This is a genomic window from Frankia sp. CcI49 (genome assembly GCF_001983215.1).
Taxonomy (GTDB): Bacteria; Actinomycetota; Actinomycetes; order Frankiales; family Frankiaceae; genus Parafrankia; species Parafrankia irregularis.
In genome coordinates this window covers 103671-129427 of the sequence record NZ_MOWP01000037.1, presented here as the reverse complement: position 1 = coordinate 129427, position 25757 = coordinate 103671, and the positions used below count along the sequence as shown (strand labels likewise).

21 protein-coding genes and 1 tRNA gene are annotated in these 25757 nt (G+C 70.5%); 11 read left to right on the top strand and 11 right to left on the bottom strand.

The window, feature by feature from the left end; genetic code table 11:
• The first annotated feature begins 394 nt into the window (after positions 1–394).
• The gene (locus CcI49_RS32460; protein ID WP_035954849.1) at positions 395–688 is read left to right on the top strand and encodes a WhiB family transcriptional regulator; all 294 of its coding nucleotides are present in this window, start codon (positions 395–397) and stop codon (positions 686–688) included.
• A 117-nt stretch (positions 689–805) separates the two neighbouring features.
• Here the strand turns inward: CcI49_RS32460 and CcI49_RS32455 are convergent, their stop codons facing one another.
• From CcI49_RS32455 to CcI49_RS32445, 3 genes are all read right to left on the bottom strand, one after another.
• On the bottom strand, positions 806–2365 hold the full coding sequence (locus CcI49_RS32455) for an AarF/ABC1/UbiB kinase family protein (protein ID WP_076833043.1): 1560 nt from the start codon (positions 2363–2365) through the stop codon (positions 806–808).
• Positions 2366–2420: 55 nt separating this feature from the next.
• Complete coding sequence (locus CcI49_RS32450; protein WP_076833040.1) at positions 2421–3611, bottom strand: ThiF family adenylyltransferase; 1191 nt, start codon at positions 3609–3611, stop codon at positions 2421–2423.
• Between the two features lie 1121 nt (positions 3612–4732).
• Entirely contained in the window at positions 4733–6091 is a 1359-nt protein-coding gene (locus tag CcI49_RS32445) for a zinc-dependent metalloprotease (protein WP_054565149.1), read from the bottom strand.
• Positions 6092–6190: 99 nt separating this feature from the next.
• Here CcI49_RS32445 and CcI49_RS32440 point away from each other — a divergent pair, with 99 nt between their 5' ends.
• The 3 genes from CcI49_RS32440 to CcI49_RS32430 all read left to right on the top strand — a co-directional run bounded on the left by CcI49_RS32440 (position 6191) and on the right by CcI49_RS32430 (position 8320).
• Complete coding sequence (locus tag CcI49_RS32440) at positions 6191–6661, top strand: molybdenum cofactor biosynthesis protein MoaE (protein ID WP_054565148.1); 471 nt, start codon at positions 6191–6193, stop codon at positions 6659–6661.
• Positions 6662–6720: 59 nt separating this feature from the next.
• On the top strand, positions 6721–7017 hold the full coding sequence (locus CcI49_RS32435) for a hypothetical protein (protein ID WP_054565147.1): 297 nt from the start codon (positions 6721–6723) through the stop codon (positions 7015–7017).
• Positions 7018–7270: 253 nt separating this feature from the next.
• Positions 7271–8320 carry a PDZ domain-containing protein gene (locus CcI49_RS32430; protein ID WP_054565146.1) on the top strand — a complete coding sequence of 350 codons (1050 nt, stop codon included), beginning with the start codon at positions 7271–7273 and terminating at the stop codon, positions 8318–8320.
• 151 nt (positions 8321–8471) lie between these two features.
• Here the strand turns inward: CcI49_RS32430 and CcI49_RS32425 are convergent, their stop codons facing one another.
• A complete protein-coding gene (locus CcI49_RS32425) occupies positions 8472–8978 on the bottom strand; it encodes a PPA1309 family protein (RefSeq protein ID WP_054565145.1) in 507 nt (168 codons plus the stop codon).
• 90 nt (positions 8979–9068) lie between these two features.
• Here CcI49_RS32425 and CcI49_RS32420 point away from each other — a divergent pair, with 90 nt between their 5' ends.
• Both CcI49_RS32420 and CcI49_RS32415 read left to right on the top strand, forming a co-directional pair.
• The gene (locus CcI49_RS32420) at positions 9069–12071 is read left to right on the top strand and encodes a UPF0182 family protein (RefSeq protein ID WP_054565144.1); all 3003 of its coding nucleotides are present in this window, start codon (positions 9069–9071) and stop codon (positions 12069–12071) included.
• A gap of 272 nt (positions 12072–12343) precedes the next feature.
• Positions 12344–12417 (top strand) — tRNA-Met (locus CcI49_RS32415).
• Between the two features lie 46 nt (positions 12418–12463).
• Here the strand turns inward: CcI49_RS32415 and CcI49_RS32410 are convergent.
• Positions 12464–14326, bottom strand: a complete 1863-nt coding sequence (locus CcI49_RS32410; RefSeq protein ID WP_347280160.1) for an ABC transporter ATP-binding protein — start codon at positions 14324–14326, stop codon at positions 12464–12466.
• 328 nt (positions 14327–14654) lie between these two features.
• On the opposite strand from CcI49_RS32410, the gene CcI49_RS44285 reads away from it, so the two are divergent.
• A complete protein-coding gene (locus CcI49_RS44285) occupies positions 14655–14789 on the top strand; it encodes a hypothetical protein (RefSeq protein WP_277872772.1) in 135 nt (44 codons plus the stop codon).
• A 92-nt stretch (positions 14790–14881) separates the two neighbouring features.
• Here the strand turns inward: CcI49_RS44285 and CcI49_RS32405 are convergent, their stop codons facing one another.
• Entirely contained in the window at positions 14882–15142 is a 261-nt protein-coding gene (locus tag CcI49_RS32405; RefSeq protein ID WP_054565142.1) for a hypothetical protein, read from the bottom strand.
• A gap of 113 nt (positions 15143–15255) precedes the next feature.
• Positions 15256–15744, bottom strand: coding sequence for an Lrp/AsnC family transcriptional regulator (locus CcI49_RS32400; protein WP_006544921.1), 489 nt, complete (start codon positions 15742–15744; stop codon positions 15256–15258).
• Between the two features lie 190 nt (positions 15745–15934).
• Between CcI49_RS32400 and CcI49_RS32395 the strand changes: the two genes are divergently transcribed.
• Positions 15935–17338 (top strand): aspartate aminotransferase family protein, encoded by a 1404-nt coding sequence (locus CcI49_RS32395; RefSeq protein WP_054565141.1) that lies wholly within the window; start codon positions 15935–15937, stop codon positions 17336–17338.
• A gap of 129 nt (positions 17339–17467) precedes the next feature.
• Here CcI49_RS32395 and CcI49_RS32390 read toward each other — a convergent pair whose 3' ends face one another.
• Positions 17468–18940 (bottom strand): FAD-dependent oxidoreductase, encoded by a 1473-nt coding sequence (locus tag CcI49_RS32390; protein WP_076833032.1) that lies wholly within the window; start codon positions 18938–18940, stop codon positions 17468–17470.
• 318 nt (positions 18941–19258) lie between these two features.
• On the opposite strand from CcI49_RS32390, the gene CcI49_RS32385 reads away from it, so the two are divergent.
• The 3 genes from CcI49_RS32385 to CcI49_RS41775 all read left to right on the top strand — a co-directional run bounded on the left by CcI49_RS32385 (position 19259) and on the right by CcI49_RS41775 (position 22615).
• Positions 19259–20758: a gamma-aminobutyraldehyde dehydrogenase gene (locus tag CcI49_RS32385; RefSeq protein ID WP_076833028.1), complete on the top strand. Its 1500-nt coding sequence runs from the start codon at positions 19259–19261 to the stop codon at positions 20756–20758.
• 33 nt (positions 20759–20791) lie between these two features.
• A complete protein-coding gene (locus CcI49_RS32380; protein ID WP_076833025.1) occupies positions 20792–21970 on the top strand; it encodes an alpha/beta fold hydrolase in 1179 nt (392 codons plus the stop codon).
• A 447-nt stretch (positions 21971–22417) separates the two neighbouring features.
• A complete protein-coding gene (locus CcI49_RS41775; protein WP_006544926.1) occupies positions 22418–22615 on the top strand; it encodes a hypothetical protein in 198 nt (65 codons plus the stop codon).
• Positions 22616–23054: 439 nt separating this feature from the next.
• On the opposite strand, the gene CcI49_RS32370 is transcribed toward CcI49_RS41775, so the two are convergent.
• From CcI49_RS32370 to CcI49_RS32360, 3 genes are all read right to left on the bottom strand, one after another.
• Positions 23055–23813: a glycerophosphodiester phosphodiesterase gene (locus CcI49_RS32370; protein ID WP_076833022.1), complete on the bottom strand. Its 759-nt coding sequence runs from the start codon at positions 23811–23813 to the stop codon at positions 23055–23057.
• A gap of 96 nt (positions 23814–23909) precedes the next feature.
• Entirely contained in the window at positions 23910–24752 is an 843-nt protein-coding gene (hisN, locus tag CcI49_RS32365; protein WP_054565136.1) for a histidinol-phosphatase, read from the bottom strand.
• 9 nt (positions 24753–24761) lie between these two features.
• Positions 24762–25541: a TetR family transcriptional regulator gene (locus CcI49_RS32360; RefSeq protein ID WP_076833018.1), complete on the bottom strand. Its 780-nt coding sequence runs from the start codon at positions 25539–25541 to the stop codon at positions 24762–24764.
• Between the last annotated feature and the right edge of the window lie 216 nt (positions 25542–25757).

Sequence of the window (25757 nt, the reverse complement as noted above, 5' to 3'; positions counted from 1 at the left end):
GGTCACGTGGCCCGGTGCCCGGGAGCCGAAAGGCTCCCGCTGCGCCGGTCGCGGTGTCCTCGGCGGCGATTTCGTGGTGAGCCGTGTCTCGGCTCAGGGTGCCCTGACGGGTGCCGTCGTCACGAATGGTCGTTCGGATCATCAAGCCGCCGCCGCAGCAGCACGTCAGGCCGGCACAGCCGCCACGCGTTTTCTCGATCAGTCGGGCCCTGTCCCGGATCCACTCCCGGCCTAGCGCCGAACCGGAGTGACTTCCGAGGCCGCGGATCCGACAGGATCCGCGGCCTTTCTGTTTCTCCCGGTCGAATCGCGTGCCAGCTACCACTCCGGAGGTCTGATCCTGACCGTCGTCGATGGACGCAAGACCGAGCAACCGATCGGAACTGAACCGCCAATGTCGGAGGTGACCCCGGTGTTCGACCCCTCGATCGATTCCCGGATCGAGCGGGAGCGTCTCGTCCTGCCCTGCTGGGACGTGGACCCCGAGCTTTTCTTCGCCGAATCCCCGGCGGACGTCGAGTCCGCCAAGTCCGTCTGCGTGGACTGCCCCGTGCGCCATGCCTGCCTGTCCGCCGCGATCGACCGGGCGGAACCGTGGGGTGTCTGGGGCGGCGAACTCGTCGTGACCGGCCGCGTGGTCCCGCGCAAGCGTCCTCGGGGGAGGCCGCGCAAGAACGTCGCGGCCTGACCGAGCAAGGGCCTTGCGGCTACGGCTACATAGTGACCTTGGGGCGGGGCACCGGATCTCCGGTGCCCCGCCCCAAGGCATTGCGGCGCTTCGTGCTGATGGCCTGGTCGGTGTCGATCAGTCGCGGTTGGCCTGGGGCTCACGGGCCGGTCGGCGCTGCCGCGGGGGCCGGCTCGGCTCGACGGACCCGGCCTGCTCGGGTGGGCGGATCCGGCTCCGCGAGCGGCTTCCACGCTGTGCCGGGGCGAGCACGACCGGGCCGGGCCGGGCCCGGATGACACCCGCCTCGTCCTCGACGTCGAGCCTGGGCAGGCGGCGACCTGGACGGTTGGCAGCCGCGGCGTGCCGGGCCGCCGCGGTGCGCGGCGGTGCGAAGCCCGGCTGCCAGCGCTCCATCTCGGCCCGGAACGGACCGGTGCTGCCGAGCTGGCAAAGAATGCCGATTGCACCGAGGGTGACCCGGTGGATCAGCAGATAGGGCGGCGGCAGGTTGAGCTGGCGGCCGAGCTGGGCCGCCGAGGACCGCCAGTCCCCGAGCCGCAGGGCCTCACCACGCAGCCATTCCCGGGAGAAGGTGAACTCCTCCGCCGCGATCGGGGCGAGCATGGGGGCCAGATAGCCCAGCAGGTCGTCGGCGGGAATGCTGGCACTGGCCGGGATGAAACCCTCGACGAGCAGCCCTTCGGCGACGGCCTCCGCATTGCCGGCGAGGGCCATCCGGGCCAGTCGGCCGATGGGCTCGGGCAGCCCGTCGGGCAGGCGGTTGACCGCTCCGAAGTCGAGGACTCCCAGGCGCCCGTCGGGAAGCAACCGGAAGTTCCCCGGGTGTGGGTCGGCGTGGAGCAGCCCGGCTCGGCCGGGACACGAGTAGAGAAAACGCACGAGCAACAGCCCGGCCCGGTCCCGTTCCTCGGGTGTGCCCCGTTCGATCACGGTGGACAGCGGCACACCGTCGATCCATTCGCTGACCAGAACCCGGTCGGCGCCGGCGATGGGGCGGGGGATGACGATGTCCGAATCRCCCGCGTAGGCCTGCGCGAACGCCCGCTGCCAGGCGGCTTCGAGCCGGTAGTCAAGCTCTTCGGTGATACGTGCCTTCAGCTCGGCGACCAGTGGCTTGATGTCCAGGCCCGGTGTGATCGCCCCGAACAGGCGGGCGGCGCGACCGAGCTGGTTGAGATCGGACAGCAGCGCGTCCCCGGCCCCCGGATACTGGATCTTCACGGCGACGTCGGTTCCGTCCGCCGCCCACACCGCGCGGTGCACCTGCCCGATGCTGGCCGCGGCGGCTGGTGTGTCGTCGAAGCTGGTGAACAACGACCGCCAGTCGGGGCCGAGCTCTGCGCTCAGGACCCCGTGCACGGTTGCCGCGGGCAGCGGCGGCGCGGCCTCCTGGAGTTTGGTGAGGGCCGCCCGGTAGGGACCGGCGACCTCCTCCGGCAGCGCCGCCTCGAAGACGGACAGCGCCTGGCCCAGCTTCATGGCCCCGCCCTTGAGCTCCCCGAGGACGCGGAAGATCTGCCCGGCCGTACGCTGCTGCAGCTCGCTGGCCACAGCTTCGGCGGGTCTGCCCCCCAGGCGTTTTCCGACGCCGAGGGTCGCCCGGCCGGCCATGCCGATCGGGAGGGTCGCGAGCTTGGCGGTGCGGACGACCGCCCGCCGCGGGATGTCGGACACCGCTCCATCGTGCCCTTTCCCGCGGGCTGTTGTGTCAACCTCGCGATAGACGCCCTCACCGCGTGCTGCCCGTGGCGAGCTGCTGGCGGTCGATGGCGGTCTCGAGTACTTCGGGCGAGATGGTTTGTTCCTGTGGTGGTGACCCGGCCGCGTCGCGTGCGGTGCGGCAGGGGCACTCGGGATGGAGTGGCCAGCTGCGGCGCCGGATCCGCAGATCGGTTCGGGCGATCTCCAGAGTGCCGTCGGCGGCTGTGGGCAGCTGGCGGGGGCGGTCGCTGGCTGCCGTGGTCAGGTCGAGGAAGTCGAGCGCCTGCATGGCGGTGATCGCGGCGACCAGGGTCGCCAGCGAGATCTCGCAGGGGTCTGCGCCGTGCTCGGGCGGGCGGATCATCTGCATCGCGAGGATGAGCCAGTCGGAGTCGCGGGCGTCGCGGTGCAGGTGCTGACAGTGCAGGCAGGAGGTGACGCCCGGCACGATCAGAGGCCCGATGATCCCCGTCGTCTCGCGGACACCCGCCAGCAGATGAGGGACGCCGGCCCGCTCCAGACGCAGGCACTCGTCGGGATGGACGACCGGAAGCCCCACCGGGGCCAGGAGAACCAGATCGGGGCGGAGCGGCTCGACCTTCGCGGAGCGCATCGGCCGGCCTGTCGGCTGGCGGCATGGCGGATCCCGCCGGCTGGTGGCCCGCCGCACCGCCGTATCAGCCGCCAGTGAGCGGGGTCGGCCGATGTCGTCGAGCCGCAGCCCACCGGGCGCGACGTCGGCCGCCGACGTGGCACCGGGATCGTCCACCAGGATCTGGCCGACTCCCGCGGCCGCGAGCAGGGTCGCGATCTGTGCTCCGATCCGCCCGGCACCCCGCACGCACACCCGGGCCCGGCGTCGTCGGTGCAGCGCCGACCGGGGCACCCTCACGCCGAAGCTCGACAGCGAGAGCGCGGCCAGGTCCGGGTCGAACCGGTCGTGGTCACCATCGCTGACGGGCGCCGGCCCGCTGTCGGCGGCGTCGTCGATCAGCCCGGCCTGCGCGAGTATCTCGATCATCGTGCGGGCGGTCGGATCGCGGGCCTCGCCGCCGCCCGGCCCCAGCTCCGGGCCCGGCGATCCCAACGTGTTCAGCGCGGACAGGTCGGCCGGCCCGACATCGGTGAGAATGACGGCGCGCTGGGGATCGACGCCGATCTGCAGGGTGGTGCTGTCTCGCCAGAGCCGACGGAGACCGGCTTTGAGGACCGGGCGCACGGGATCCTCCTTGCGTCAGCCGGCGAGCTCGGGCCGGCGGCTGGTGGGACCCGTTCACGATGACATGAGGAACGCGCTCCGAGTGCCTGTCCGCCGCGGTTGTGGACAGACCGTTTTTGTTTGGATCCGCCCGGCGGGCCGTGGCCCCGAAAGGGTGATTCGGATAAGCGTTCAATGCTGGTAGAAATTGCGCCTTTTCCATCACCGATCCGGACCAGCGGCATCCCCGACCCTTTCCATACGTCCATTCAGGCGTGTGGCCAGGGCATTTGCATGATCGCGTCTGGTCTGGAGGTGTCGGACCAGGCAGGCTGGTCGGCGTGGCGGGTGTGCCGCGCCAGGCCGCCGTGGAGGTCAGGCGCGGGCGGTGGCCGACACATGGGCGAGGTGCGTGCCCTTCGGGACTGTGGCGGTAGCCCGCGGCCCGGAGCGTGTTGGTGACGGAGTCTGGGAGGACCATGCGGATGGTGGGTGCCCGTTCGGCCCGACCGGTCGCGGAGTCCTCGTCGAAGGCGCCCGCGGCCCCGCCGTCCGCGGAATCTCGAGCCCCGGGCTTCCGCTGCCGTCGCCGCTGCTGAGTAAGAAGTGAGGATTCTGGCGCCTGCAGCAACCGAGATCCTCACTTCTTGCGGATTACCAAGTGGCGCTATGTCCCTTTTCCCTGTTGATGCGAGTTGCTGGCGCTGTGTGGCGGCGCGGGATCCCCGGTGGGTCGGCGTGCGGCGGGTGGCCACGGACCGCCAGGGCAATGTCGGCGGTCCCGGATGCGCCGCTTCTCGGGATTCCGTGACAAGTGGTGGAGACCAGGATCCGCAGGTCTTGCTCGGCGGTAGCGGTGGCCCGAACAGCGGATTTTCCCGGCGATGCCCACAGGCCGCGGCGCGCGACCGCGGACGGGAGCGGAAACGGGAACTCCGTCGGGCGCGAACGGCGTTTCGGCTGAACGCGAAGGAGATCTCCGTGGAACGTAAACGGGCCCCCGGGGTGAACGTGGAGCCTCCGGCTTCCCCTTCCGGAGGCGCCCCGCATGCCCGAGGGCCCGCGACGTCAAGCTACGACCGATTCGCCATGCAGGTCAATTCGTGTGGCCTCGTGGCGGCTCACGGCGTCCGGTGGGCGGGTCAGGATCCGGCGTCGTCGGAGGTTGGCGGTGTGCCATCCTCCGGAGATCCTCCGTTGAGTTTCTCGATTTCGGCCATGATGTCGACCTCGGACCCGGGCGTGGTGCCGGCGACGAAAGCGGCGGGGTCGGTGAGGTCGGCGGCGCTCGGCAGCAGGTCCGGGTGGGCCCAGACGGCATCCCGCCCGTCGTGGCCGCGAGCCTCGCCCAGTGCCTCCCAGAGCGCTGCGGCCTCGCGCAGCCGGCGGGGCCGCAGCGAAAGCCCGACCAGGGTGGCGAAGATCTGCTCGCCGGGGCCACCCTCGGCCCGCCGCCTGCGGACCATCTCGCGCAGCTTCGCCGCGGAGGGCAGGTGCTCCCGCGCGGCGGTGTCCGCAATGTGGTCCACCCAGCCCTCGATGAGCGCGAGGATGAGCTCCAGCCGCGCCAGCGCCGCCTTCTGCTCCGGCGTGTCGGCGTCGGCGAAGACGTCCTCACCGAGTGCCTCGGTGAGCCGTTCGGGGTTCATCAGCGTGGTCGGGTCGATCATCCGCATCACCCGGCCGACGGCTTCAGGGTCGACGGCGATACCGCGCGCGTACTCCTCGACGGCGCCGAGCACGTGCGAGCGCAGCCACGGGACGTGCGCGTACAGCCGGTTCGAGGCCGCCTCGCGCAGCGCGAGGTAGATGCGGACCTCCTCGTCCGACACGCCGAGGCCCTGCCCGAAGGCCGCCACGTTCGCCGGCAGCAGCGCCGCCGTGCCCGCCGGGCCGAGTGGCAGGCCGACCTCGGTGGAGCTGACCACCTCGGTGGCCAGCGAGCCGATGGCCTGGCCCACCTGGGCCCCGAAGAGCATTCCGCCAACCTGGTTCATCATCTGCATGACCGGCCCGCCGGCACCCATCAGCCGGCCGAGGTCGACGCCGGGCGGCAGCGCGCCCGCGAGCTCGGGTGGCAGGTCGCCGCCGCCGAGCTGGCTCAGGCCGGACGAGATCCCGGTGCGCATGGCCTCGACGACCTTGCTCGCGACCGGGTCGCACAGCGTCTGCCAGACCGGCATGGTTGCCTCGATCCACTTCTCGCGCGACCATGCGGCGGCCGTGGTGGCGCCGGAGGGAAGCGTGGTCACCGGGTCGAGCCACACGTCGGCGATACGCAGAGCGTTCTCCACCTCGCCGACCTCGGCGGGGCGCACAGCCCGGTCGGTGCTGCCCAGGGTCCGCACCGCGACCTGGCGTGCGAGCTCCCAGTTGACCGGACCGCCCTGCCACGAAAGAAGGCGTTCGAGCTCGGCGAAGAACGGGGCGCCGCTGCCGGAGGGGCGGTTCGGGTCACCGCCCGGCGTCGGGCCGAAGCCGAAGGGGAGGCCGCCGCTCATCGCGGGGACCCGTGGACGTTCCGTGGGGACATGAACCCACGGTAGTGCGTTTTCCCGCCGCCCGGTGAAACGGAGCCGGTGGGACGTTACCGTCGGGGGGTGGATGTTACCTTCTCGGATCCAGTTCCCGTTGTCGACGGTGCGTCATCCGGCGTCGTGGTTCTCGCCGAGATGCGGGAAAACCCACTGTCTGTGGATGAATGTCTCGCCGCGGTGCGGCTGCCGGAGGTGGGCGGAATCGGGCTGTTCATCGGCACGGTGCGAGATCACGACCACGGCCGCTCGGTGGGTGACCTGGAGTACAGCGCACATCCCACCGCGGCCCGGGAGCTCGCTCGGGTCGCCGCCGAGGTGGGCGCTGACCTCGGAGTTCGGGCGATCGCGGTGCTGCACCGGACGGGCCGCCTCGAGATCGGGGACATCGCCGTTGTCGTCGCGGCGGGCGCCGCGCACCGGGCGGAGGCCCTCAGCGCCTGCCGGCGCCTCATCGACGATGTGAAGGAACAGGTGCCGATCTGGAAGCGGCAGGGATTCGCGGACGGCTCGTCCGAATGGGTGGGCGCCTGCTGAGTGGGCACCTAGGATAGATGTAGGTCATCTACCTTCCCCGTCTCGACGTCGAGGCCGCCATGTGGTTCTTGCTGATCCCACCAGTCGCGGTGCTCCTGGCTCTGGCCTGGTTCACGCTGCGCAGCCGACCTGATCGCACCTCCGAAGCCATGATCACCATCGAGGGCTACCGCCGCAGCCTGGCGGCCCTCGCCCGTCCCATCCCGGCTGCCCACGAGATCTCCACCACCTCTGGGTCGTCCTCGGTAACCACTCTGCCCGTCACGGTTCCGGTCCCCGCCGCGCGTCCCGCGGATCGTGGCCCGGCCGAGGCTGTCGGGGCCGTCGCCGAGGGCGAAACAGGAGGAACTGCCTGAGCTCGGGCAGGTTGCCGGCTCTGCGCGTCGTGGTTGAGGGGCGGTCACACCCGTGTGTGCGGGGGTGACCGCCCCTCGCCTGTCTCCGCGGGTGTCCCCGTGCCTGTCTCCGCGGGTGTCCCCGTCGGCCGGGGTAAGGGCCTACCTGCGGGTGCGGCTGGCCGGGCCGCGGGAACGGCCGTCTCGAGGGCGTGGCCTGGCGGTCGGAGACCGGATTTCGAACCGGTGCCGGCGATCTACGTAGACTGCGGGAATGGGCCGACGCACGCAGACACTCTTCGTTGCGTCGGTGCTGACGCTGATCCTCGCGGTGGTCGGCCTGTGGCTGCCGGTCCCGTACGTGACCTTCGCGCCGGGGCCGGTGACGGACACGCTCGGCAAGGTCGACGGCGCTCCGTTGATCGAGATCGACGGCCGGGAGACCTACCCGACCTCGGGGAGCCTCGACCTGACGACCGTCGAGGAGACCCCTCGCCTCAACCTGCTGGGAGCGCTGCAGGACTGGGTCTCCTCCGACCGCGCGGTCGTTCCGAGCGAGCTGGTGCGCCCGCCGGGTACCAGCCAGGAGGAGATCCGCCAGGAGAACACCCAGGCGATGCTCGACTCCCAGGACCAGGCCACCGCGGCGGCGCTCAGTGAGCTCGGCATCAAGCCGACCGGGCGGGAGGTCGTGGTGAACGACGTGCCGTCCGGCTCGCCGGCCTCCGGCCTGCTCCGTTCCGGAGACGTCATCACCGCTGTCGGTGGAGAGAAGGTCACCGACCAGGAGAGCCTGAAGGCGCTGGTCGGCCGGAGCAAGCCCGGCGACGTCGTCGAGGTGACCTACCGCCGGGACGGCCGGACGGCGACCGCGAAGATCACGACGAGGCCCGCCACCGACGACGCCACGCGCCCGATGATCGGCGTGACGACGAACCTGAAGCTCTCCTACCCGTTCACGGTGCGCATCCGGATCTCCGACATCGGCGGTCCCAGCGCGGGCCTGATGTTCGCGCTCGGCATCGTGGACCTGCTCACGCCGGGCGAGCTGACCGGCGGGAAGACGATCGCGGGTACCGGCACTATCGAGAGCACCGGTGAGGTCGGCGCCATCGGCGGCATCCAGCAGAAGATCCTCGGTGCCGAGCAGGCAGGAGCCTCCGTCTTCCTGGTGCCGAAGGAGAACTGTGTGGACGCGGTCCGGATGAAGCCGGACCTGCGGCTCGTCCAGGTGGCAAGCCTGTCCGACGCGCTCGACGCGCTGAAGACCCTGCAGAAGGACCCCGACTCGACCGCGGTGGCCTCCTGCCCGGCCGAGCAGTAGGCGGGACGCCGGCGGACGGGAAACCGAGTGGCCGAGTGGCCGAGTGGCCGAGGGCAGGCTGGCGGGCGGGCGCGAGGAGCCGGCAGATGGGCGGGAACGCCGCGCGAACCCGCCCTGCTGCCCCCTCCGGCCGCGCCCCCGCGCGCGTCGTCTACCGGAAGGTGTCCAGCAGCCCGTCGACGAGGTTGTCTGCCAGATCGGGGTCGATGACCAGCTCGTCGTCCCCGCGTACCCGCAGGCAGGAGGCGTGCATCCCCGCTCTGGTGACACCGACCGCCAGGCGGACGTCTTGGCGCTCCGGGTGGTTGGCGGCCCAGTGCTCGATGTCGCGCTCGTCGTAGGGAACCTCGGCCTCCGCGCTCGGCGGCAGCACGACGAGCTCGGTGACGAGGACGCAGCCGAGGACCTCCGGCGGCCAGCCGATGCCAGCCAGGACTTCGTCAAGCCGCCCCTGGGGGAGCGGTTCCTGCTCCACCGGCGTTAGTGAACCTGGTGGAGCGTCGCCGATATGGGGGGCCAGGCCAGGTTCACGCATGAGCAGCTCGGAAGTGTCCGCGAGTGCGTAGACCTGGCTCGGCTGGTCCCACCCCAGCTCGGCGACGTGTCGTTCGACCTCCAGGACGACGGAGGTCAACTCGGTGATGCTCGGAGTGGTCACCGACCCATCCTCTCGGATCTAGCCGAACACGGCTGGCGTAGGTTGCCCTGGTAGGCCGGGCAGCAGTGCCAGGAACGGACGGAGGAGCTCGTGGCAGGAACCAGTCGCAGGCCGCCACTGACACGGATGCGCGTGCTCGTGCCGGTACTGGTCGTCCTGGTCCTGATCATCGTGGCCGGTGTTTCGACCCGCCTCTACACCGACCTTCTGTTCTACCGTTCGGTGGACTTCAGTAACGTCTTCAAAACCGTGGTATTCACGCGAATACTTCTGTTCGGGCTCTTCGGCGCGGTGATGGCCATTGCCGTGGGAACGAACATAGTACTCGCCTACAGGTTGCGTCCGCCGAGTGACCTGTCGGCCGAGCAGCAGAGCCTTGAGCGCTACCGGGTGGCGATCGAGCCGTACATGCTCCCCGTTCTGCTGGCGGTCTCGGCGGTGTTCGGCCTCCTCGCCGGGCTGTCCGCGTCCAGCCGGTGGCGAACCTGGCTGCTGTGGATCAACCGCGAGCCGTTCGGCGAGGTCGACGCGCAGTTCCACCGGGACATCAGCTACTACACGTTCACCTATCCGTTCCAGCGTTTCCTGCTCGCCTTCCTCCTCACCGCGGTGCTGCTTTCGCTGCTGGTCGCGGTGCTGACGCACTACCTGTTCGGTGGCATTCGGCTGCAGTCCCCCCGGGACCGGGTCGCCCCGGCGGCGAAGGCGCACATCTCGGTGCTGCTCGGGCTGCTCGCCCTGCTCAAGGCGTGGGCCTACTACCTGGACCGGTTCGGCCTGGTGTTCTCGTCCCGCGGTGTGGCCACCGGTGCGTCCTACACCGACGTTCACGCGGTGCTGCCGGCGAAGCTGATCCTGCTGTTCATCTCGCTGGCCTGCGCCGTGCTGTTCATCTACAACATCTTCCAGCGGGGCTGGACGCTTCCTCTGCTCGGCGCCGGCATCCTCGTGCTCTCCTCGGTGGTCATCGGCGGGATCTACCCGGCGATCGTGCAGCAGTTCCAGGTCAAGCCGAACGAGGCCTCCCGCGAGGAGCCGTACATCACCCGCAACATCGGCGCGACCAGATCCGCCTACGGCATCCAGGACGTCGAACCGGCCTCCTACCCGGCCAGTACGAAGGCGACGGCGAAGGAGATCGCCGCCGACACCGGAACGGTGCCGAACATCCGGCTGCTGGATCCGAGCAAGATGTCACCCACCTTCCAGCAGCTCCAGCAGATGCGCGGCTACTACGGCTTCCCGCAGACGCTCGACGTCGACCGCTACACGACGACGGAGGACGGGAAGACCACGACCCAGGACTACGTCGTGTCGGTTCGTGAGCTCAACCAGGACGGCCTGAGCGACGACCAGCGCAACTGGATCAACGAGCATCTGACGTACACCCATGGCCGGGGCTTCGTGACGGCGCCGTCCAACACCGCCAACGACGGGCGCCCCGCCTTCAACCAGGCCAACCTGCCGGAGACCGGCGACCTCGGCGTCAAGGAGAGCCGGATCTACTTCGGCGAGATGTCGCCGGAATACTCGATCGTCGGCACCCGCCAGCAGGAGATCGACGGCCCGGGCCCGGGGGACACCCAGCTCACGACCAGCTACGACGGCGACGGCGGCGTCTCGATCGGTTCCAGCTTCCGGCGCGCGCTGTTCGCGCTCCGCTTCGGGGAGCCGAACATCGTTCTCTCCAGCGACATCACCAGCGACTCGCGCATCCTCTACGAGCGCAACCCGCGGGACCGGGTCAGCAAGGTGGCACCCTGGCTCACCCTCGACGGCGACCCCTACCCGGCGGTCGTCGACGGGCGGGTCACCTGGATCCTCGACGGCTACACGACGTCCGACGCCTACCCCTACTCGGCCCGGGTGACCTTCGGCGACGTGACGGCCGACTCGGTGACCGCGCAGAGCCGCAACCGCACCCAGCAGCCGGAAAACAAGGTGAACTACATCCGGAACTCGGTGAAGGCGACGGTGGACGCCTACAACGGGACGGTCACCCTGTACGCCTGGGACGAGCAGGACCCGGTGCTGCGGACCTGGATGAAGGCCTTCCCCGACACGGTGCGCCCGAAGAGCGAGATCTCCGACTCCCTCAAGGAGCACCTGCGCTACCCGGAGGACCTGTTCAAGGTCCAGCGGGACCTGATCGGCTCCTACCACGTGGACAACGCGCGGGACTTCTACTCCCAGGAGGACTTCTGGGAGGTGTCGAAGTCCCCGGACGACACCGGCAAGCCGCAGCCGCCGTTCTACGTCTACAGCCAGCTCCCCGGCCGGGCCGAGCCGTCGTACAACCTGACCTCGCCGTTGATCTCGGCCCGGTCGTCCAAGCTCGCCGCGTATATGGCGGTGTCGATGGACCCGGACAACTACGGGCAGTTCACGTTGCTGCAACTACCACGGGGCGCCACCATCAACGGGCCGGTGCAGGTGCATGACGCCATCGAGGCCAATGCCGACGTCGCCAGCAAGCTGACCCTCTGGCGCGGCCAGGGCTCGCAGACGATCGAAGGCAACCTGCTGACGCTGCCGGTGGCGAACGGCCTGCTGTATGTGGAGCCCTACTACGTGCAGGCCCGGGGCTCGACCGGCTACCCGACCCTGCAGGGCGTGGCGGCGGCCTTCGGTGACGGCATCGGCTTCGGCTCGACGCTGGCCGACGCGCTGAACGACCTCTTCGGCGCCGGTGCCGGCGACGCTGCCGCGGGTGCGGGCACCTCGGCTGCGCCGCCGACGACCGGGGAGTCCGGAACGGGTTCCGGGGCCGGGCCGGGAACCACGACGACCACGCCCGGCGGCGGTGATCTGGCGAGCGCCGTCGCCGCCGCCGAACGCGCCTACCAGGCCGGTGAGGACGCGCTGGCGAAGAGCCCGCCGGACTTCGCCGCCTACGGCAAGGCCCAGCAGGACCTGCAGGCCGCGCTCGACCGGCTGCGGGCAGTGGCCTCGCCGACCACCGCCCCGCCCACGTCGGCACCGTCGGCGGGGGCGACGGGCGGGGCGGCCACGCCGGGAGCGAGCGCCTCGCCAGGCGCGGGTGCCGCGTCGTCGCCGCCAGCCGCGGTGTCGCCCTCACCCTCGCCCGGCTAGGGCCCCGCGGCCCCTCGGTCGCCGTGGCCCCCGCGGCCACGGCGACGTCGGTGGAGCCCGTCGCCGTCGTGGTCACGCCGACGATCCGTCCGGCTGCGGTCCGGCTGCGGTCCGGGTCGGCGACCGCGGCTGACCGCCCGGGGCCCGCGGACACAGGGGGAGTACAGGGGGAGTACGGAGCGCCGAGTCTCCTCTGCTGCAGGCGGAAAAACTGGTGGGGCCACCGATTTGACATCCGGCCTCAGCGTCCCTGTATAGTAAAGACACACCGACGCGGGGTGGAGCAGCTCGGTAGCTCGCTGGGCTCATAACCCAGAGGTCGCAGGTTCAAATCCTGCCCCCGCTACAAAGCGAAATCTCCCCTCAGAGAGAAAGTTCTCTGAGGGGAGATTTCATTTGTGGGTTGTTTGCCGGTTTTGCCTAACTGGTTCTGTAGGTGATAGAGAACCGATCAGCCCGCCGCTCTGCCGGCACCACAGGTGGTTGTACAGCCCGCCCGCCGCCAGCAGCTCGTCGTGGGTGCCCTGCTCCGCGATCCGCCCGCCGTCCAGGACCACGATCCGGTCCATCGTCAGCAGGGTCGACAGCCGATGGGCGATGGCGATCACCGTCCGGGTGGCCCACAGGTCCTCCAGCGCGTCCTGGACGAGCCGCTCGCTCTCGCTGTCCAGCGCGCTGGTCGCCTCGTCGAGCACGAGGATCGGCGCCGGGTTCAGGAACGCCCGGGCCAGGGCGATGCGCTGTCGCTGCCCGGTGGACAGCCGGATGCCCCGTTCGCCCACCAGGGTCTCGTACCCCTCCCTGGTGGCGATGATGAACTCGTGGGCGTGGGCCCGACGCGCCGCCGCCATCACCTCGTCGGGGCTCGCCGTGGCGGCGGTGCCGTAGATGATGTTCTCCCGGATCGAGCGGTGGAACAGGGTGACGTCCTGCGGCACGTAGGAGATGAGCCGGGCGAGCTGGCGGTCGTCGATCGGTGATCCGTCCAGGAGCAGGGTGCCGGTCGGCAGCGGGTAGTAGCCGAGCAGCAGCTTCAGCAGGGTCGACTTGCCGCTGCCGCTCTGGCCGACCACCCCGATCTTCTCGTTGCGGGCGATGTCGAGGGTGATGCCCCGCAGGACCGGCCGGTCGGGGTCGTCCGGGTAGGCGAAGCACAGGTTGTCGAGGCGCAGCACGCGGGTGTAGGTGGCGACCGGCGCCGCCGGCCGCTGTGGCTCGTCGTGGTCTTCCCGGTGCTTGTGGTCTCCCAGGTCTCCCAGGTCTTCCAGGTCTTCCAGGTCTTCCAGGTCTTCCTTGTCTTCCTTGTCTTCGCGGCCGGCGCGGCCGGCGGGGTCCTCGTGATCCTCGCGGCGCTCGCGGACGATGTCGCGGTCGCCGAAGAGGTACCGGTAGGCCTCCTCGACCCGGGCGAACTGCAGGTTCATCTGGGAGACGATCCAGACCGTCGCCCAGATGTAGTCGGAGAACGCCATCAGCGCGGCCAGGAAGGTCGCGAACTGGCCGAGGGTCAGCTCGCCGTCGAGGTACAGGTGCAGGTTGAAAAGCACCGTCGCAGGCCAGAGCACATACCGGACCACAACACTCATCGACGCGAAGTAGACGAGGTTCCACCGGTAGGAGGACGCCGCGGCCCGGGCGACCCCGCGCCGTCTGGTGCGCACCCCGTGGTGCTCGGCGCGTTCCCGCCCGAACGACTTCACCGCGACGAAGTTCGCGATGACGTCGATGACATGGCCCTCGAGGTCGGAGGAGGTGTCGGCGGACGTCCGCTCGCGGGCCGCGACCTGCGCCACCATCGCCCGGCCGAGGAAGATCATCAACAGTAGGCCGCCGGCGAACACACAGCCGGTGGGGAGGTTGACGGTGAACATGATCGCGACGAGTACCGGGACCCGGACGATCTCCTCGCAGTACTGCCAGTACACCGCGTCCAGGAACTGGCGGTACTCCCGGCCGAGCGTCGTGACATAGCTGCTGATCTTGCCGGTGAACGTGCCGACGAAATAGGGATACGGCTGGTTGATCACCTTGGTGAAGACGAGGTCCTCGTACTCGTAGCCACGGGGGAGGATCAGCCGCACCCACAGCAGCTCGCCGCCGCGGTAGAGCAGGTCGTGGCCCACGCTGGCGCCGATCAGCACGGCGGCCCAGCCGAACGCCGTCGAGTGGTCGACCGACGTCCCGGTGAGGGCCGTGACAAACCTGCCGACAACGGCCGGTACCACGGCGAGCAGCGCGTTCGACAGAACGAACACGAGCAGAACCGCCGCCGCGCGCCAGCGATAACCATGGATATGGGCGAAAAACGAATGCAGCCCGGGATGGCGACGACGGGTGGGTGGTGGTCCGTCCGCCGGCGTCGGCGGACGGACGGTGCCAGCCGCGCCCGTCGAATCGACCGCGCCGGCGGGCGGGGGTGTGGACGTGACGGCCATTGCGAAACAGTGGCGCGGGTACCGGTTCTCCGCATCTGAATAATTACCGGGACGACATTCCGCGAGGTCCGCGTGCCGGCGCTGATGCCCGGTCAAGATCGGTAGTCGGGTCGTGCGGGCGAGGTTCGCGCTCCAGGAACGAACCCGGTTGCCGTCTGGCGGTGGCCGCTCGCCCCGCTCGGCTCGGCTTGCCGGCCCGAGCGGGCGCGGGCCGGCGATGAACGACTCTCTGATCGTGGCCGGCGGGCTCAGCCATCTGCCGATCCGCTACGAGTTCGGCTGACGGCTGACGGCTGACGGCGGACGGCGGACCGCTGGCCGCTCGGCTGGATCGCTGACCGCGTCCGACCGGCGCGCCGGTCGGACGCGCGCCTGTCACGGTCGTGGGGGTGTCCGCCAGGGGCTTGCCGGGCGCAGCTGGTCGGCTGCCCACAGCAGTGATCGGGCCAGGGCGCGGGCCTCGTCGGGGTCGAGATAGGCCGCGGCCAGGCTGTCGAGCATCGGGGCGTCGACCCGCAGCAGGACGACGGGTGCCGCGCCTGTGCTGGCGGGAGGCTCAGGCCGGACAGTGATCTCCGCCTGCCCGATCTTCGTGATCAGGATGCCGTCCCGCGGGTCATGGTGGACGAGCGCCATGGTCTCCTCTTCGATCGAGCCGGAAGCAACCAGTTCTCGTGAAGGGTTGGACTCCCGTTGGCTCTTCATGGTTGCTCGCGGGTGGTTCTTGTCGTTTTGTCGACGCCCCGCCGTCAGCGGGCGCCCCAGGAGTAGGTCTGCTTGACCAGGCGCAGGTAGACGAACGTCTCCGTCTCCCTGACCTGCGGCAGTGCCCGGATCTGATCGTTGATCAGGGACAGCAGGTGCTCGTCGTCCTCGGCCACCAGCTCGACCAGGATGTCGAAGGTGCCCGCGGTGAGCACGACGTAGTCGACCTCGGGCAGCTGGGCGAGCGCGTCGGCGACCTCGCGGGTGTCGCCGGAGACCCGGACGCCGACCATGGCCTCACGGCGGAAGCCGACGCGCAGCGGATCGGTCACCGCGACGATCTGCATGACGCCGGCGTCGAGGAGGCGCTGGACGCGCTGGCGTACCGCCGCCTCCGAGAGGCCGACGCTGGCGGCCATCGAGGCGTAGGAGCGCCGCCCGTCCTGCTGGAGCTGCTCGATGATCGCCTTGTTGATGTCATCCAGCAGCGGTTCGGCTGCCTGGCGCTGACCGGGCGACCGGCGTGGCTGCACGCGACATCCTCCTGGATGGTTCGTCCGACGGACGTCGATCGTGGGGTGGTTACTCGCTGTGCGTCATCGTATTGCGGTCGTGGCACCAATAGGGATGCGGTCTTCACAACCCTTGCTTTCCACCGATTCCATTGTAAACGCCATCCTGGGTCTACGATTTCAGTAGGCGACAGCAGAGGAGGGCGCGGTGATGGTTCCGGACGCGACGACCCTGTCTTCTGGTCCCGACGTTTCCGCCGAGACGATCGCCGGCCTGATGGCGCGCGAGGAACGCGCGCTGGAGAGCCGTACGCAGGGGTCGCGGGCCCTGCACATCCGGGCGGCGCGGACGATGACCGGCGGGGTCCCGTCGTCCTACCAGGCCCGCGAGCCCTGGCCGATCTATCTCACCCGCGGCAGTGGCTCGCGGGTGTGGGACGTCGACGGCAACGAGTACTCCGACTTCCACAACGGGTACGGCTCGATGGTGCAGGGCCACGCGCACCCGGCGATCGTGCGGGCCGTGAGCGAACGGATCCCGCTCGGATCACACTTCGCCATGCCGACCGAGGACTCCGTGGTGGTCAGCGAGGAACTGGCCCGCCGCTTCGGCCTGCCGCAGTGGCGTTTCGTCAACTCCGGCTCCGAGGCGACCATGGACGCGATCCGGATCGCCCGCGGGGTGACCGGCCGCGACCCCATCATGAAGATCTTCGGCTCCTACCATGGGCACCACGACTACGTGATGGTCTCCATCGGCGCGCCGTACGACGACATCGGCCCGCCCGACCGGATGAACTCCCTCAGCTACGGAGCCGGGATCCCCCAGGCCGTCGTCGACCTCACCGTGGCGGTGCCGTTCAACGACGCCGCCGCGATGCAGCGACGGATCGAGGCGCTCGAGGCCGAGGGCCGCAAGCCCGCCTGTGTGATCATGGAGGCGGCCATGATGAACCTGGGAGTCGTGCTGCCCGAGCCCGGGTATCTGCAGGCCGTCCGTGAGATCACCCGCAGGCACGGCATCGTGCTGATCTTCGACGAGGTCAAGACCGGCCTGTGCGTCGCCGCCGGCGGCGCGGTCGAGCGGTTCGGCGTGCTCCCGGACATGGTGACCCTCGCCAAGGCGCTCGGCGGCGGGCTGCCGACCGGTGCCATCGGCGCCACCGAGGAGCTGATGGCGGTGGTCGCCTCGGACAAGGTGAAGCAGGTCGGTACCTACAACGGGAACCCCCTGGCGATGGCGGCGGCGCGCGCGAACCTGCTGGAGGTGCTGACCCCCGAGGCATACGCCCACCTGGACCGGCTCAACGACCGGCTGATGGCGGGCTGCCGCGACATCCTGGCCCGGCACGGCCTGGCTGGTTACCCGGTCGGGATCAGCTCCAAGGGCTGCGTCCACTTCACCGACGCCCCGATCCGCGACTACACCTCGTTCATGGCGCACCAGAACGCGGCCCTCCCGGAGCTCGCCTGGCTCTACAACGCGAATCGGGCGGTGCTGATGGCTCCCGGCCGCGAGGAGGAGTGGACGTTGTCCGTGCAGCACACCGACGCGGACGTCGACCGCTACCTGGACAGCCTGGACGCGATGGCGGGAGACCTCGCCCGCCGCTGACAGTGCCGCCGCCGCTGACAGTGCCGCTGGCTGCGGGCCGCTGACAGTGCCGCTGGCAGCCGCTGCCGCTGGCAGCCGCTGCCGGCAGCGCGCCGCGTCACATGCAGCGGCCCGTACGGCCTCCCGCGGTCAGTGGCCCCCGGTGAGCGCCGCCAGGACGGAACCGAGCCGGGACGGCCGACCGGTGCGGTTCTCCCTGGCGTCGACCGCGCGGGCCAGCCGGGTGCCGCCGGTGATGCCGAGCCATCGCAGCGGCTCCGGCTCCCAGCGCCGCCGTTCGCCGCGCACCCAGGGCAGGCCGGTCCGCTCCGAGCTGCGCCCGGTGATCAGCTCGGCCAGGGTCTGGCCGGCCAGCGCGCTCGCCGCCACCCCGTCCCCGACGTAGCCGCCGGCGTGTGCCAGCCCCGTCGCGCGGTCCAGGTGGACCGATGGCGTCCAGTCGCGGGGCACGCCCAGCGGTCCGCCCCAGCGGTGCGTGATCCGAGCCGTCGCCGCGGCTGGGAACAACGTGGCGAGGGTCTGCCGCAGCTGGTCGAAGATGGCCGGCTCGACGTCGAAGGACGGGTTGATCCGGGAGCCGAAGTGGTACGGCGTGCCCTCCCCGCCGAGCACGATCCGTCCGTCGGCGGTGCGCTGCGCATAGATGATCATGTGTCGGTCGTCGGTCACCGCCACCCTGCGCTCCCAGCCGATCTCGTCCCACGTCGCGGGGCCCAGCGGCTCGGTCGCCACGACCAGGGAGTAGATCGGCACGACCTCGCGGCGCAGCCCCGGCAACGTGGCGGTGTAGCCCTCGGTGGCGCGCACGATGACGTCGGCGCGCACGACCCCGCCGTCGAGGACCACCCGCCCCGGAACGATGCGGCGGGCCGGGCTGCGTTCGAACACCGTGACCCCGCGGCGCTCGGCGGCGGCCGCGAGCCCGCGCACGAGGCGGCCCGGATGCAGCACCGCGCAGTCGGGGTCGAGCACGCCGCCCTCGGCCCCGGCGACCCGGACGATCCCGGCGACCTCGTTCGCGTCCAGCCACTCGGTGCCGGCGGTGCGGCGCAGGCGGGTCGCCTGGGCCGGCGTGGTGGCCACGCGCAGCGTCCCGGCCTTGACGAAGTCGCAGTCGATGCCCTCCTCGCGGGCGATCGCCCCGATCTCGTCGATGGTCGCCGCCAGCGCGGGACGCATCTGCGCGGCGAGCGCGGCGGTCGGGAACAGCGCCGAGCACCAGCCCCCGTTGCGCCCGGACGCGCCGAAGCCGACGGTCTCCTTCTCGACGACGACCACCCGCAGCGCCGGATGGGTGCGGGCGAGGTGGTAGGCGGTCCAAAGGCCGGTGTAACCAGCACCCACCACGCAGACGTCGGCGGTGAGCGCGCCGCGGGCGCGGGGACCGAGCGGGCGGCCCGGCTCGTCCGGGGCGCCGGCCCATAGCGACCAGCCGGTCGGGCTCACCAACGCGCGGTCCGCGCCGCTGTCGCCTGGTCGGGCGTCGTCCGATCCGGTCTCGTCCGATCCGGTCTCGCCTGGCCCGTTCTCGCCTGATCCGGTCTCGATCGGTCCGGTCTCGAACGGGCGGGTGTCGATCGGGCGGGTGTCGCTGTCGCTCACGGTGTCCGTGCCTCCGCTGGGACGTGCCGGTCGTCGTGGCTGCCGGTCCAGGCGCGCGACCGCAACCACTGCGGTCCCCGGTCCCCGGGCCCCGCATCCGTCCCGGGACCCGCATCAGGGTCGCATCCACCCGATGCCGGGGCCGACAGCGGGTTTCTGAGCGACTTCCAAAACGCCCATAAACGAAGGTTTCGATTGTCGAGGAGTCGGCCCGGCACGCTATCCGCGTCGAAAGGTTCGTGGAACCATCGGGTCCGATGGGTAGGGGCCTTGGACCCGAGGAAGCGCGCACTGAACGCCAGCAGAGGGAGAAGGCGGATGGACCGGACGCTGAACAACTTCGTCGGCGGGAAGTCGGTGCCGTCGCGGGATGGCCGGACAATGCCGGTACTGGATCCCTCCACCGGTGAGATCCTCGCCCACGCGCCGATCTCCGCGGAGGTGGACGTCGACAGGGCCGTACGCGCCGCGGCGGAGGCCTTCGAGGAATGGCGGTACACCACCCCGGGCGAGCGGTCCCGTGCGTTGCTGCGGCTGGCGGACGCCGTCGAGAGCCGGGCGGACCAGATCGCCGCGGTGGAGTGCGCGAACACCGGGAAACCGCTTCAGCTCACCCTGGACGAGGAGATCGCGCCGTCGGCCGACCAGATCCGGTTCTTCGCCGGCGCCGCCCGGCTGCTGGAGGGACGTGCCGCCGGGGAGTACCTGGCGGACCACACCAGTTACGTCCGGCGTGAGCCGGTGGGGGTCTGTGCTCAGGTCACGCCGTGGAACTACCCGTTGATGATGGCGGTCTGGAAGATCGCGCCCGCACTGGCCGCCGGGAACACGGTCGTGCTCAAACCGGCGGAGACCACGCCGGCCAGCTCGCTGCTGCTGGCCGAGATCGCCGCGGAGTTCCTGCCACCGGGTGTGCTCAATGTGGTCTGTGGTGATCGTGATACCGGGCGTGCGATGGTCGCCCATCCCGGTCCCGCGATGGCTTCGGTGACCGGCAGCGTCCGGGCCGGGATGGAGATCGCCCGGGCGGCGGCGGACTCCCTCAAGCGGGTGCATCTGGAGCTCGGCGGCAAGGCGCCGGTGATCGTCTTCGACGACGTCGACCCGGCGGAGGTGGCGCCCGCCATCGCCGGTGCCGCGTACTTCAACGCGGGGCAGGACTGCACGGCGGCCACCCGGGTGCTGGCCGGGCCAGGCATAGCCGACGAACTGGCGAACGCGCTCGCCGAGGCCGCGCGCGTGACCGTCACCGGCCCGCCCCGCCAGCCGGGAGCGCCCCCCGGCACCAGCGCTGGCGCTCGCGCTGGCTCAGGCGCYGACGCCGACGCCGACTTCGGGCCCCTCAACAGTGCCGGCCAGCTCGAGCGGGTCAGCGGGTTCGTCGAGCGCAGGCCGGAGCACGCCCGCCTGCTCGCCGGCGGGACGACCGATGACCGGCCCGGGTACTTCTACCCGGCCACCGTCATCGCGGGGCTGCGCCAGGAGGACGAGCTGGTCCAGCAGGAGGTGTTCGGCCCCGTGGTGACAGTCCAGACGTTCTCGTCCGAGGACGAGGCTGTGACCTGGGCGAACGGCGTGGAGTACGGACTTGCGTCCAGCGTCTGGACAGCTGACCACTCGCGCGCGATGCGTGTCACCCGGCGGCTCGACTTCGGCTGCGTGTGGGTGAACACGCACATTCCGATCGTCGCGGAGATGCCGCATGGAGGGTTCAAGAAGAGTGGATATGGAAAGGATCTGTCCGTCTACGGGCTCGAGGACTACACCCGTATCAAGCACGTCATGCACAACTTCGCATTCCAGGGCGGGCGGCGGTGACGGTCGGTGGCCGGAAGTCGGGAAGAGCGGCGGGTGGTCACGCGGAGCCCAGGAGCCGGGAAGGATCTACGCAGCCGCTTCGTGACCGTGCACGGATATCGGCGCGCCTATCTGCGGGCGGGCCGGGGCCCGGCACTCCTGCTGATCCACGGTATCGGGGACAACTCGGGAACCTGGCGTGACCTGATCCCGGAGCTGGCACGGAGCCACACGGTGATAGCCCCGGACCTGCTCGGGCACGGCCTTTCGGACAAGCCTCGGGGTGACTACTCGGTCGCGGGCTATGCGTGCGGGATGCGGGACCTGCTCACCGTCCTGGGCATCGAGCGCGTGACCGTCGTCGGCCATTCGCTGGGCGGGGGAGTGGCGATGCAGTTCGCCTACCAGTTCCCGGCCCGCTGCGAACGGCTCGTCCTGGTCTCGGCCGGAGGTGTCGGGCCGGACCTGCACCCGCTCCTGCGGGCCGCGACGGTCCCGGGCTCGGGTCATGTGCTGTCGCTGTTGGCCAGTGCGCCGGTCCGTGGGGTCAGCCCGATGGTCGTGGGCGCGCTGCGGCTGCTGCACACCGATGTGGGCCGGGACGCGGACGATCTGATGCGGGTCTTCGCCTCGCTGCAGGTGTCGACGGCCCGGCAGGCGTTCCTGCGCACCCTGCGTTCCGCCGTGGACGGCAGGGGACAGGCGATCACCATGCTCGACCGGTGCTATCTCGCTGCGGGTATGCCCTCGCTGATCGTGTGGGGTGAGCACGACGGTGTCATCCCGGTGGAACACGCCAGGATCGCGCACGCGGCCATGCCGGGAAGCCACCTGGAGATCTTTCCAGACGCCGGACATTATCCGCACCACTCGGATCCGGTCCGATTTCAAGCTGTTCTGGAGGATTTTCTGGCCACCACCCGGCCGGCCAGTCACTCGGATCGCCAGTGGCGCGCGTTGCTGCGCTCCCACGGCTCGGGTGGCGAGCGCGGTGAGGGCGGTGAGGGCGAGCGCGGTGAGGGCGAGCGCGGTGAAGGTAGGCGCGGTGAGGGCGAGCGCGGTGAGGGCGAGCGCGCTGAAGACAGGCGTGGTGAGGGCGGGGGCCGTGGTGAGGGCGTCGGCCGCCGCGGTGCGGGCGGTCACCGCGGTGCGGGCCGGCCGCAGCCGTTGGCACCCCCGCCAGGGGTGCGACCGGCTCCCGCTGGCGGAGGTACCGCTGTCGGCGGCGGATGACCTTCGTAACCGCCGGGCGCCGTTCGCAGCGGGGTACGGTGCGATGGGCGCTCATGCCGCGGCGGCGGGATCTGGGCGCGAGATGCCTCGGCGAAGCAACGTGCCGGGTGTACTTGTCCTCATCTGTCTCAGGCGAGCCGTGGACATTACCGGACAACAACTCGCCCGACAAGTACCGGCCGGGCAAGTTAAGTGGACATGTCCAACCGACATCCCGCCACGCCGACCTCGGTCGAAGTAACGCGGCTGCTTCGGTGCCGACGGGTGGCTCCGTCCGGCGACCAGATGATGGTGTGGAGGTGGTGGGGGACACGGGGGTGTCCCCGTGACGGTTGCGCATTACTCTGGCGTGGCCGCTATCGCGAAGTTCATGGAGCGGGAAGGCGCGTTTCTGGCTTATCCTTGGCTGGTAACGCTAATGCCCGTCAAAACCTCGGAGGTCGACCGTTGGCACGCCGTGCGCGACTGAGCTGGCCGCAGGAACATCATCAGGCGAGTGAGGTGGTCGTCCGTCGGGTCGACCCCGGTCGGGGCTGGACCCTCGAACAGGCTCGTGACCTCGTCGAGCAGGGGTACTCCATCGAGAACGTCGCGGAACGGACAGGTTTTCCCGCGAAGATGCTCGACGTCGCCGTCAAAGACTGACTAGTCCTTCATCCCGGCGTTCGTGGAGTCGCGGGCCCGGTGCTGTGGGCATGCTTCCGGGTGTTCGGAGTCGTCGAGATCCTTCGAGTCGGGCAGGGGCCTGTGGTTCCGGTTGCCGACYGTGTCAACAAAGCGTCCGAGCGTGTCTGCTGTCGGCGCCTCATCGCGTACGTCTTGGCCACGATGTGTGGTCTTCCGCTCTGGCTGACTCTGAGAACTTCACTGAATTGGGGCGGTCAGGTCAATCGTCCTAGTAGTGGTACAGTCACATTCGGCCTGTGAGTCACCCCCAATCGGGTGACTCTTTGTTCTCGTGTGTGTCACTTATTGCGGGCGAGCGGTTCCGGATGATCGGATTCCCGTTAGGTATCCGTGCCCGGTGGCTGTCCGGAACCGGGCAGCCCTCAAGGACCGGCCGTCAGCCATCAGAGGTAAGTGGTCAGCCGTCCGAGGTAAGTGGTCGCCGTGGCCTCGGCGTGGCGGTCACCGCGACCAGCCGGTGCAGATGGTCCGAGTAGAGGCCGTCGAGACCGTAGCCGAGCAACCGCCGCAGCGTCGCCGTGGACTGTGCGTCCCACCCGAATGCAAGGATTCCGGCCGCGTGCAGGTCGGCCACGATGCCGGCCCGGGCCGGCGTCCACTCCCGCGTGCGCAGATTCAGGGTGTCCACGCCGGCGTCCCGCAGGACGCGGGCATACGCGGCGGCACCGCCGTTCGCGGCCACCTCCGCGGCCGAGGTGGAGTTCACCAACCTGACATCGCCGTCGAGCCGCCGCCACGCCCGTAGGTCGGACAGCGGGCCACACAGCCACAGCCGCCGCAGGGCGGCCTGGCCGCCCTCGGCCCGGACGACGGCGAGAACCGCTTCGGCGGCTGCCGTCGTGGACATCCCCGCGGGGCGGCCCTTCAGGTCCAGGCTGAGCTCGAAGGGCCGGCCGGCGTCCTGGTAGAGCTCGGCGAGGGTGGGCATCCACCTCGGCAGGTCGGCCCGGCGCAGCTCCGCCACCCGCCGCCGCCACGGGAGCCAGGCCGGGCCCAGGGTCGCATCGTGCCGCAGCACCGGGACRCCGTCGGCGGTCAGCCAGACGTCCGACTCCAGGCCGTTCGCACCCGCCGCCAGCGCGCGCCGGAAAGCCGGCAGGGCGTTCTCCCGCTGGCAGAGAGCCGGCGCGCCGCGGTGCGCGAAGCCGATCACCATGATGGTGCCGGCCGCGCGCCGACCACCCGGAGCCGCACCGGGCGGGCCGAGGTCCGGGCAGGTCGCGTCAGGTGCGTCGGGCGCGTCACCGGCGGCTCAGCTGGTGAAGTGCTTCAGGGCGAGGTCGTGCAGGTGGCCGTTCGTGGTGAGGATCGTGCCGTGGGACGGCCCGCGCTGCCCGCGCAGGTCGGTGAAGCGCCCGCCGGCCTCCTCGACGATGATCTGGAGGGCGGCGAGGTCCCACAGCGAGACCTCGGGCTCGCAGGCGAGGTCGACGGCGCCCTCGGCGACCATCATGTGCGACCAGAAGTCGCCGTAGGCCCGGCTGCGCCAGACCTGCTCGGCGAGGCTGAGGAACTCCGGCAGCCGGTCGGCCGTCCGCCAGCCCTCGATCGAGGCGAACGAGAGGAACGCGTCGGACAACCGGGCGACGGACGAGACCCGCAGGGCGCGGGTGTCACCGGTGGCGTTCCGGGTGAAGGCGCCCATGCCCTGGGCGGCCCACCAGCGCCGGCTCATCGCCGGTGCGCTCGCGACACCGACGACCATCTCGCCGTCGACCTCGAGACCGAGCAGGGTTCCCCACACGGGCACCCCGCGGACGAAGTTCTTGGTGCCGTCGACGGGGTCGAGAATCCAGCGCCGGCGCGTGTTCTCACCGACGAGGCCCTCCTCCTCGCCGAGCACGCCGTCGCCGGGCCGCGCGACGGCGAGGCGCTCACGGATCATGGACTCGACGGCGGTGTCCGCGTCGGAGACCGGGGTGTTGTCGGGCTTCGACTCGACGTGGAGGTCCACCGCCTGGAAACGGGAGAGGGTGATCCGGTCGGCGGCGTCGGCGAGGCTCAGTGCGAGCGCGAGGTCGTCGGCCAGCCAGCCGGTGGGGTCGACCGCCCCGGCCGGGTTGGCGCTGACGGGGCTCGGGTTTGACGGAGTCACGAGGGAAGACTACGAGTTTCGACGTCGCGGGATCAGCCCTGCGCCCACCGGGCGTGCGGCCTCGATCCGGCCGTCTCGGGCCGCGGGCACTTCGTCAGGGGCCGCTGGCCCGCTGTTATCTGGTGTCGCCGTGCGGGTCGGCGGCTCCGCCGGGTCGGCAGGTGTCCGCCCGTAGAGGGCCTGGGACCACACCAGCGTGAGCGTTCTCACTACGACGGCGGGATCCGCCCGCGGATGGCGGCCGAGCGTTTCGCGCAGATATGTATCGGTCATCGCCATCAGTGCCCGTGGGCTCTGCGGGTGCTGGTCGCCGGGAACCGCGCCGCGGGTGCGTTCCCGGTCGACCCGCTCGGCCACGGCGGCGGCGAATCCGTCCACCGTCGCCTGCTGGTAGCGGGCCGCGAGGTCGGGGTCCGCCGCGGCGGCGTCCGCGATGGCGCTGAGGATGAGCCCGTGCCGCTGGTAGACGTCGACCAGCGTCTGCGCGGAACGCCGGCAGTCCTCGGCCGGGTCGCCGTTGCCGTCGAACCAGGCGGACGACGTCGCCGAGAGCTCGCCCTCTATCTCGTGGAGCAGCCGGCGCAGCAGATCGGGAAGGTCGCGGAAGTAGGCATAGAACGCCGACCGCCCCAGCCCCGTCCGTGCCATCAGCGCGGCCACGGTGATCGGCACGTTGGTCTCGGCGGATCCGATCATCTCCGTCGCCGCCCGCAGGATCTCGCGTTCGGCCTCCACCGGCTGCCGGCGCCGGCGGCGGGCTACGCGGGCGAACTCGCTCGCGCGCGGCACCGTCCCTTGATCAATCACAGCCCGAGACTAGGTGCCCCGTTAGCATGATCACCCGATCGGGATCAGGGTTTGTTGATCACATGGTTGAAGCTAGCCCTGCGCGACCGCGCGCAGTTCTGGGACGCCAGTGGTTGTGCGGCACCGTTGCCTCGGTTGTCCGGGCCGGCCGCCCTGGGACCGGTGCCGGCGCGGGCGTCGGCACCAGCACCAGTGCCG

Bases quoted from the DNA above. Each gene is read 5' to 3' on its own strand.
- CcI49_RS32460 (WP_035954849.1), top strand. From the start codon at position 395: ATGTCGGAGGTGACCCCGGTGTTCGACCCCTCGATCGATTCCCGGATC.
- CcI49_RS32445 (WP_054565149.1), bottom strand. From the start codon at position 6,091: ATGAGCGGCGGCCTCCCCTTCGGCTTCGGCCCGACGCCGGGCGGTGAC.
- CcI49_RS32405 (WP_054565142.1), bottom strand. From the start codon at position 15,142: ATGGCGCTCGTCCACCATGACCCGCGGGACGGCATCCTGATCACGAAG.
- CcI49_RS32395 (WP_054565141.1), top strand. From the start codon at position 15,935: ATGGTTCCGGACGCGACGACCCTGTCTTCTGGTCCCGACGTTTCCGCC.
- CcI49_RS32435 (WP_054565147.1), top strand. From the start codon at position 6,721: ATGTGGTTCTTGCTGATCCCACCAGTCGCGGTGCTCCTGGCTCTGGCC.
- CcI49_RS32430 (WP_054565146.1), top strand. From the start codon at position 7,271: ATGGGCCGACGCACGCAGACACTCTTCGTTGCGTCGGTGCTGACGCTG.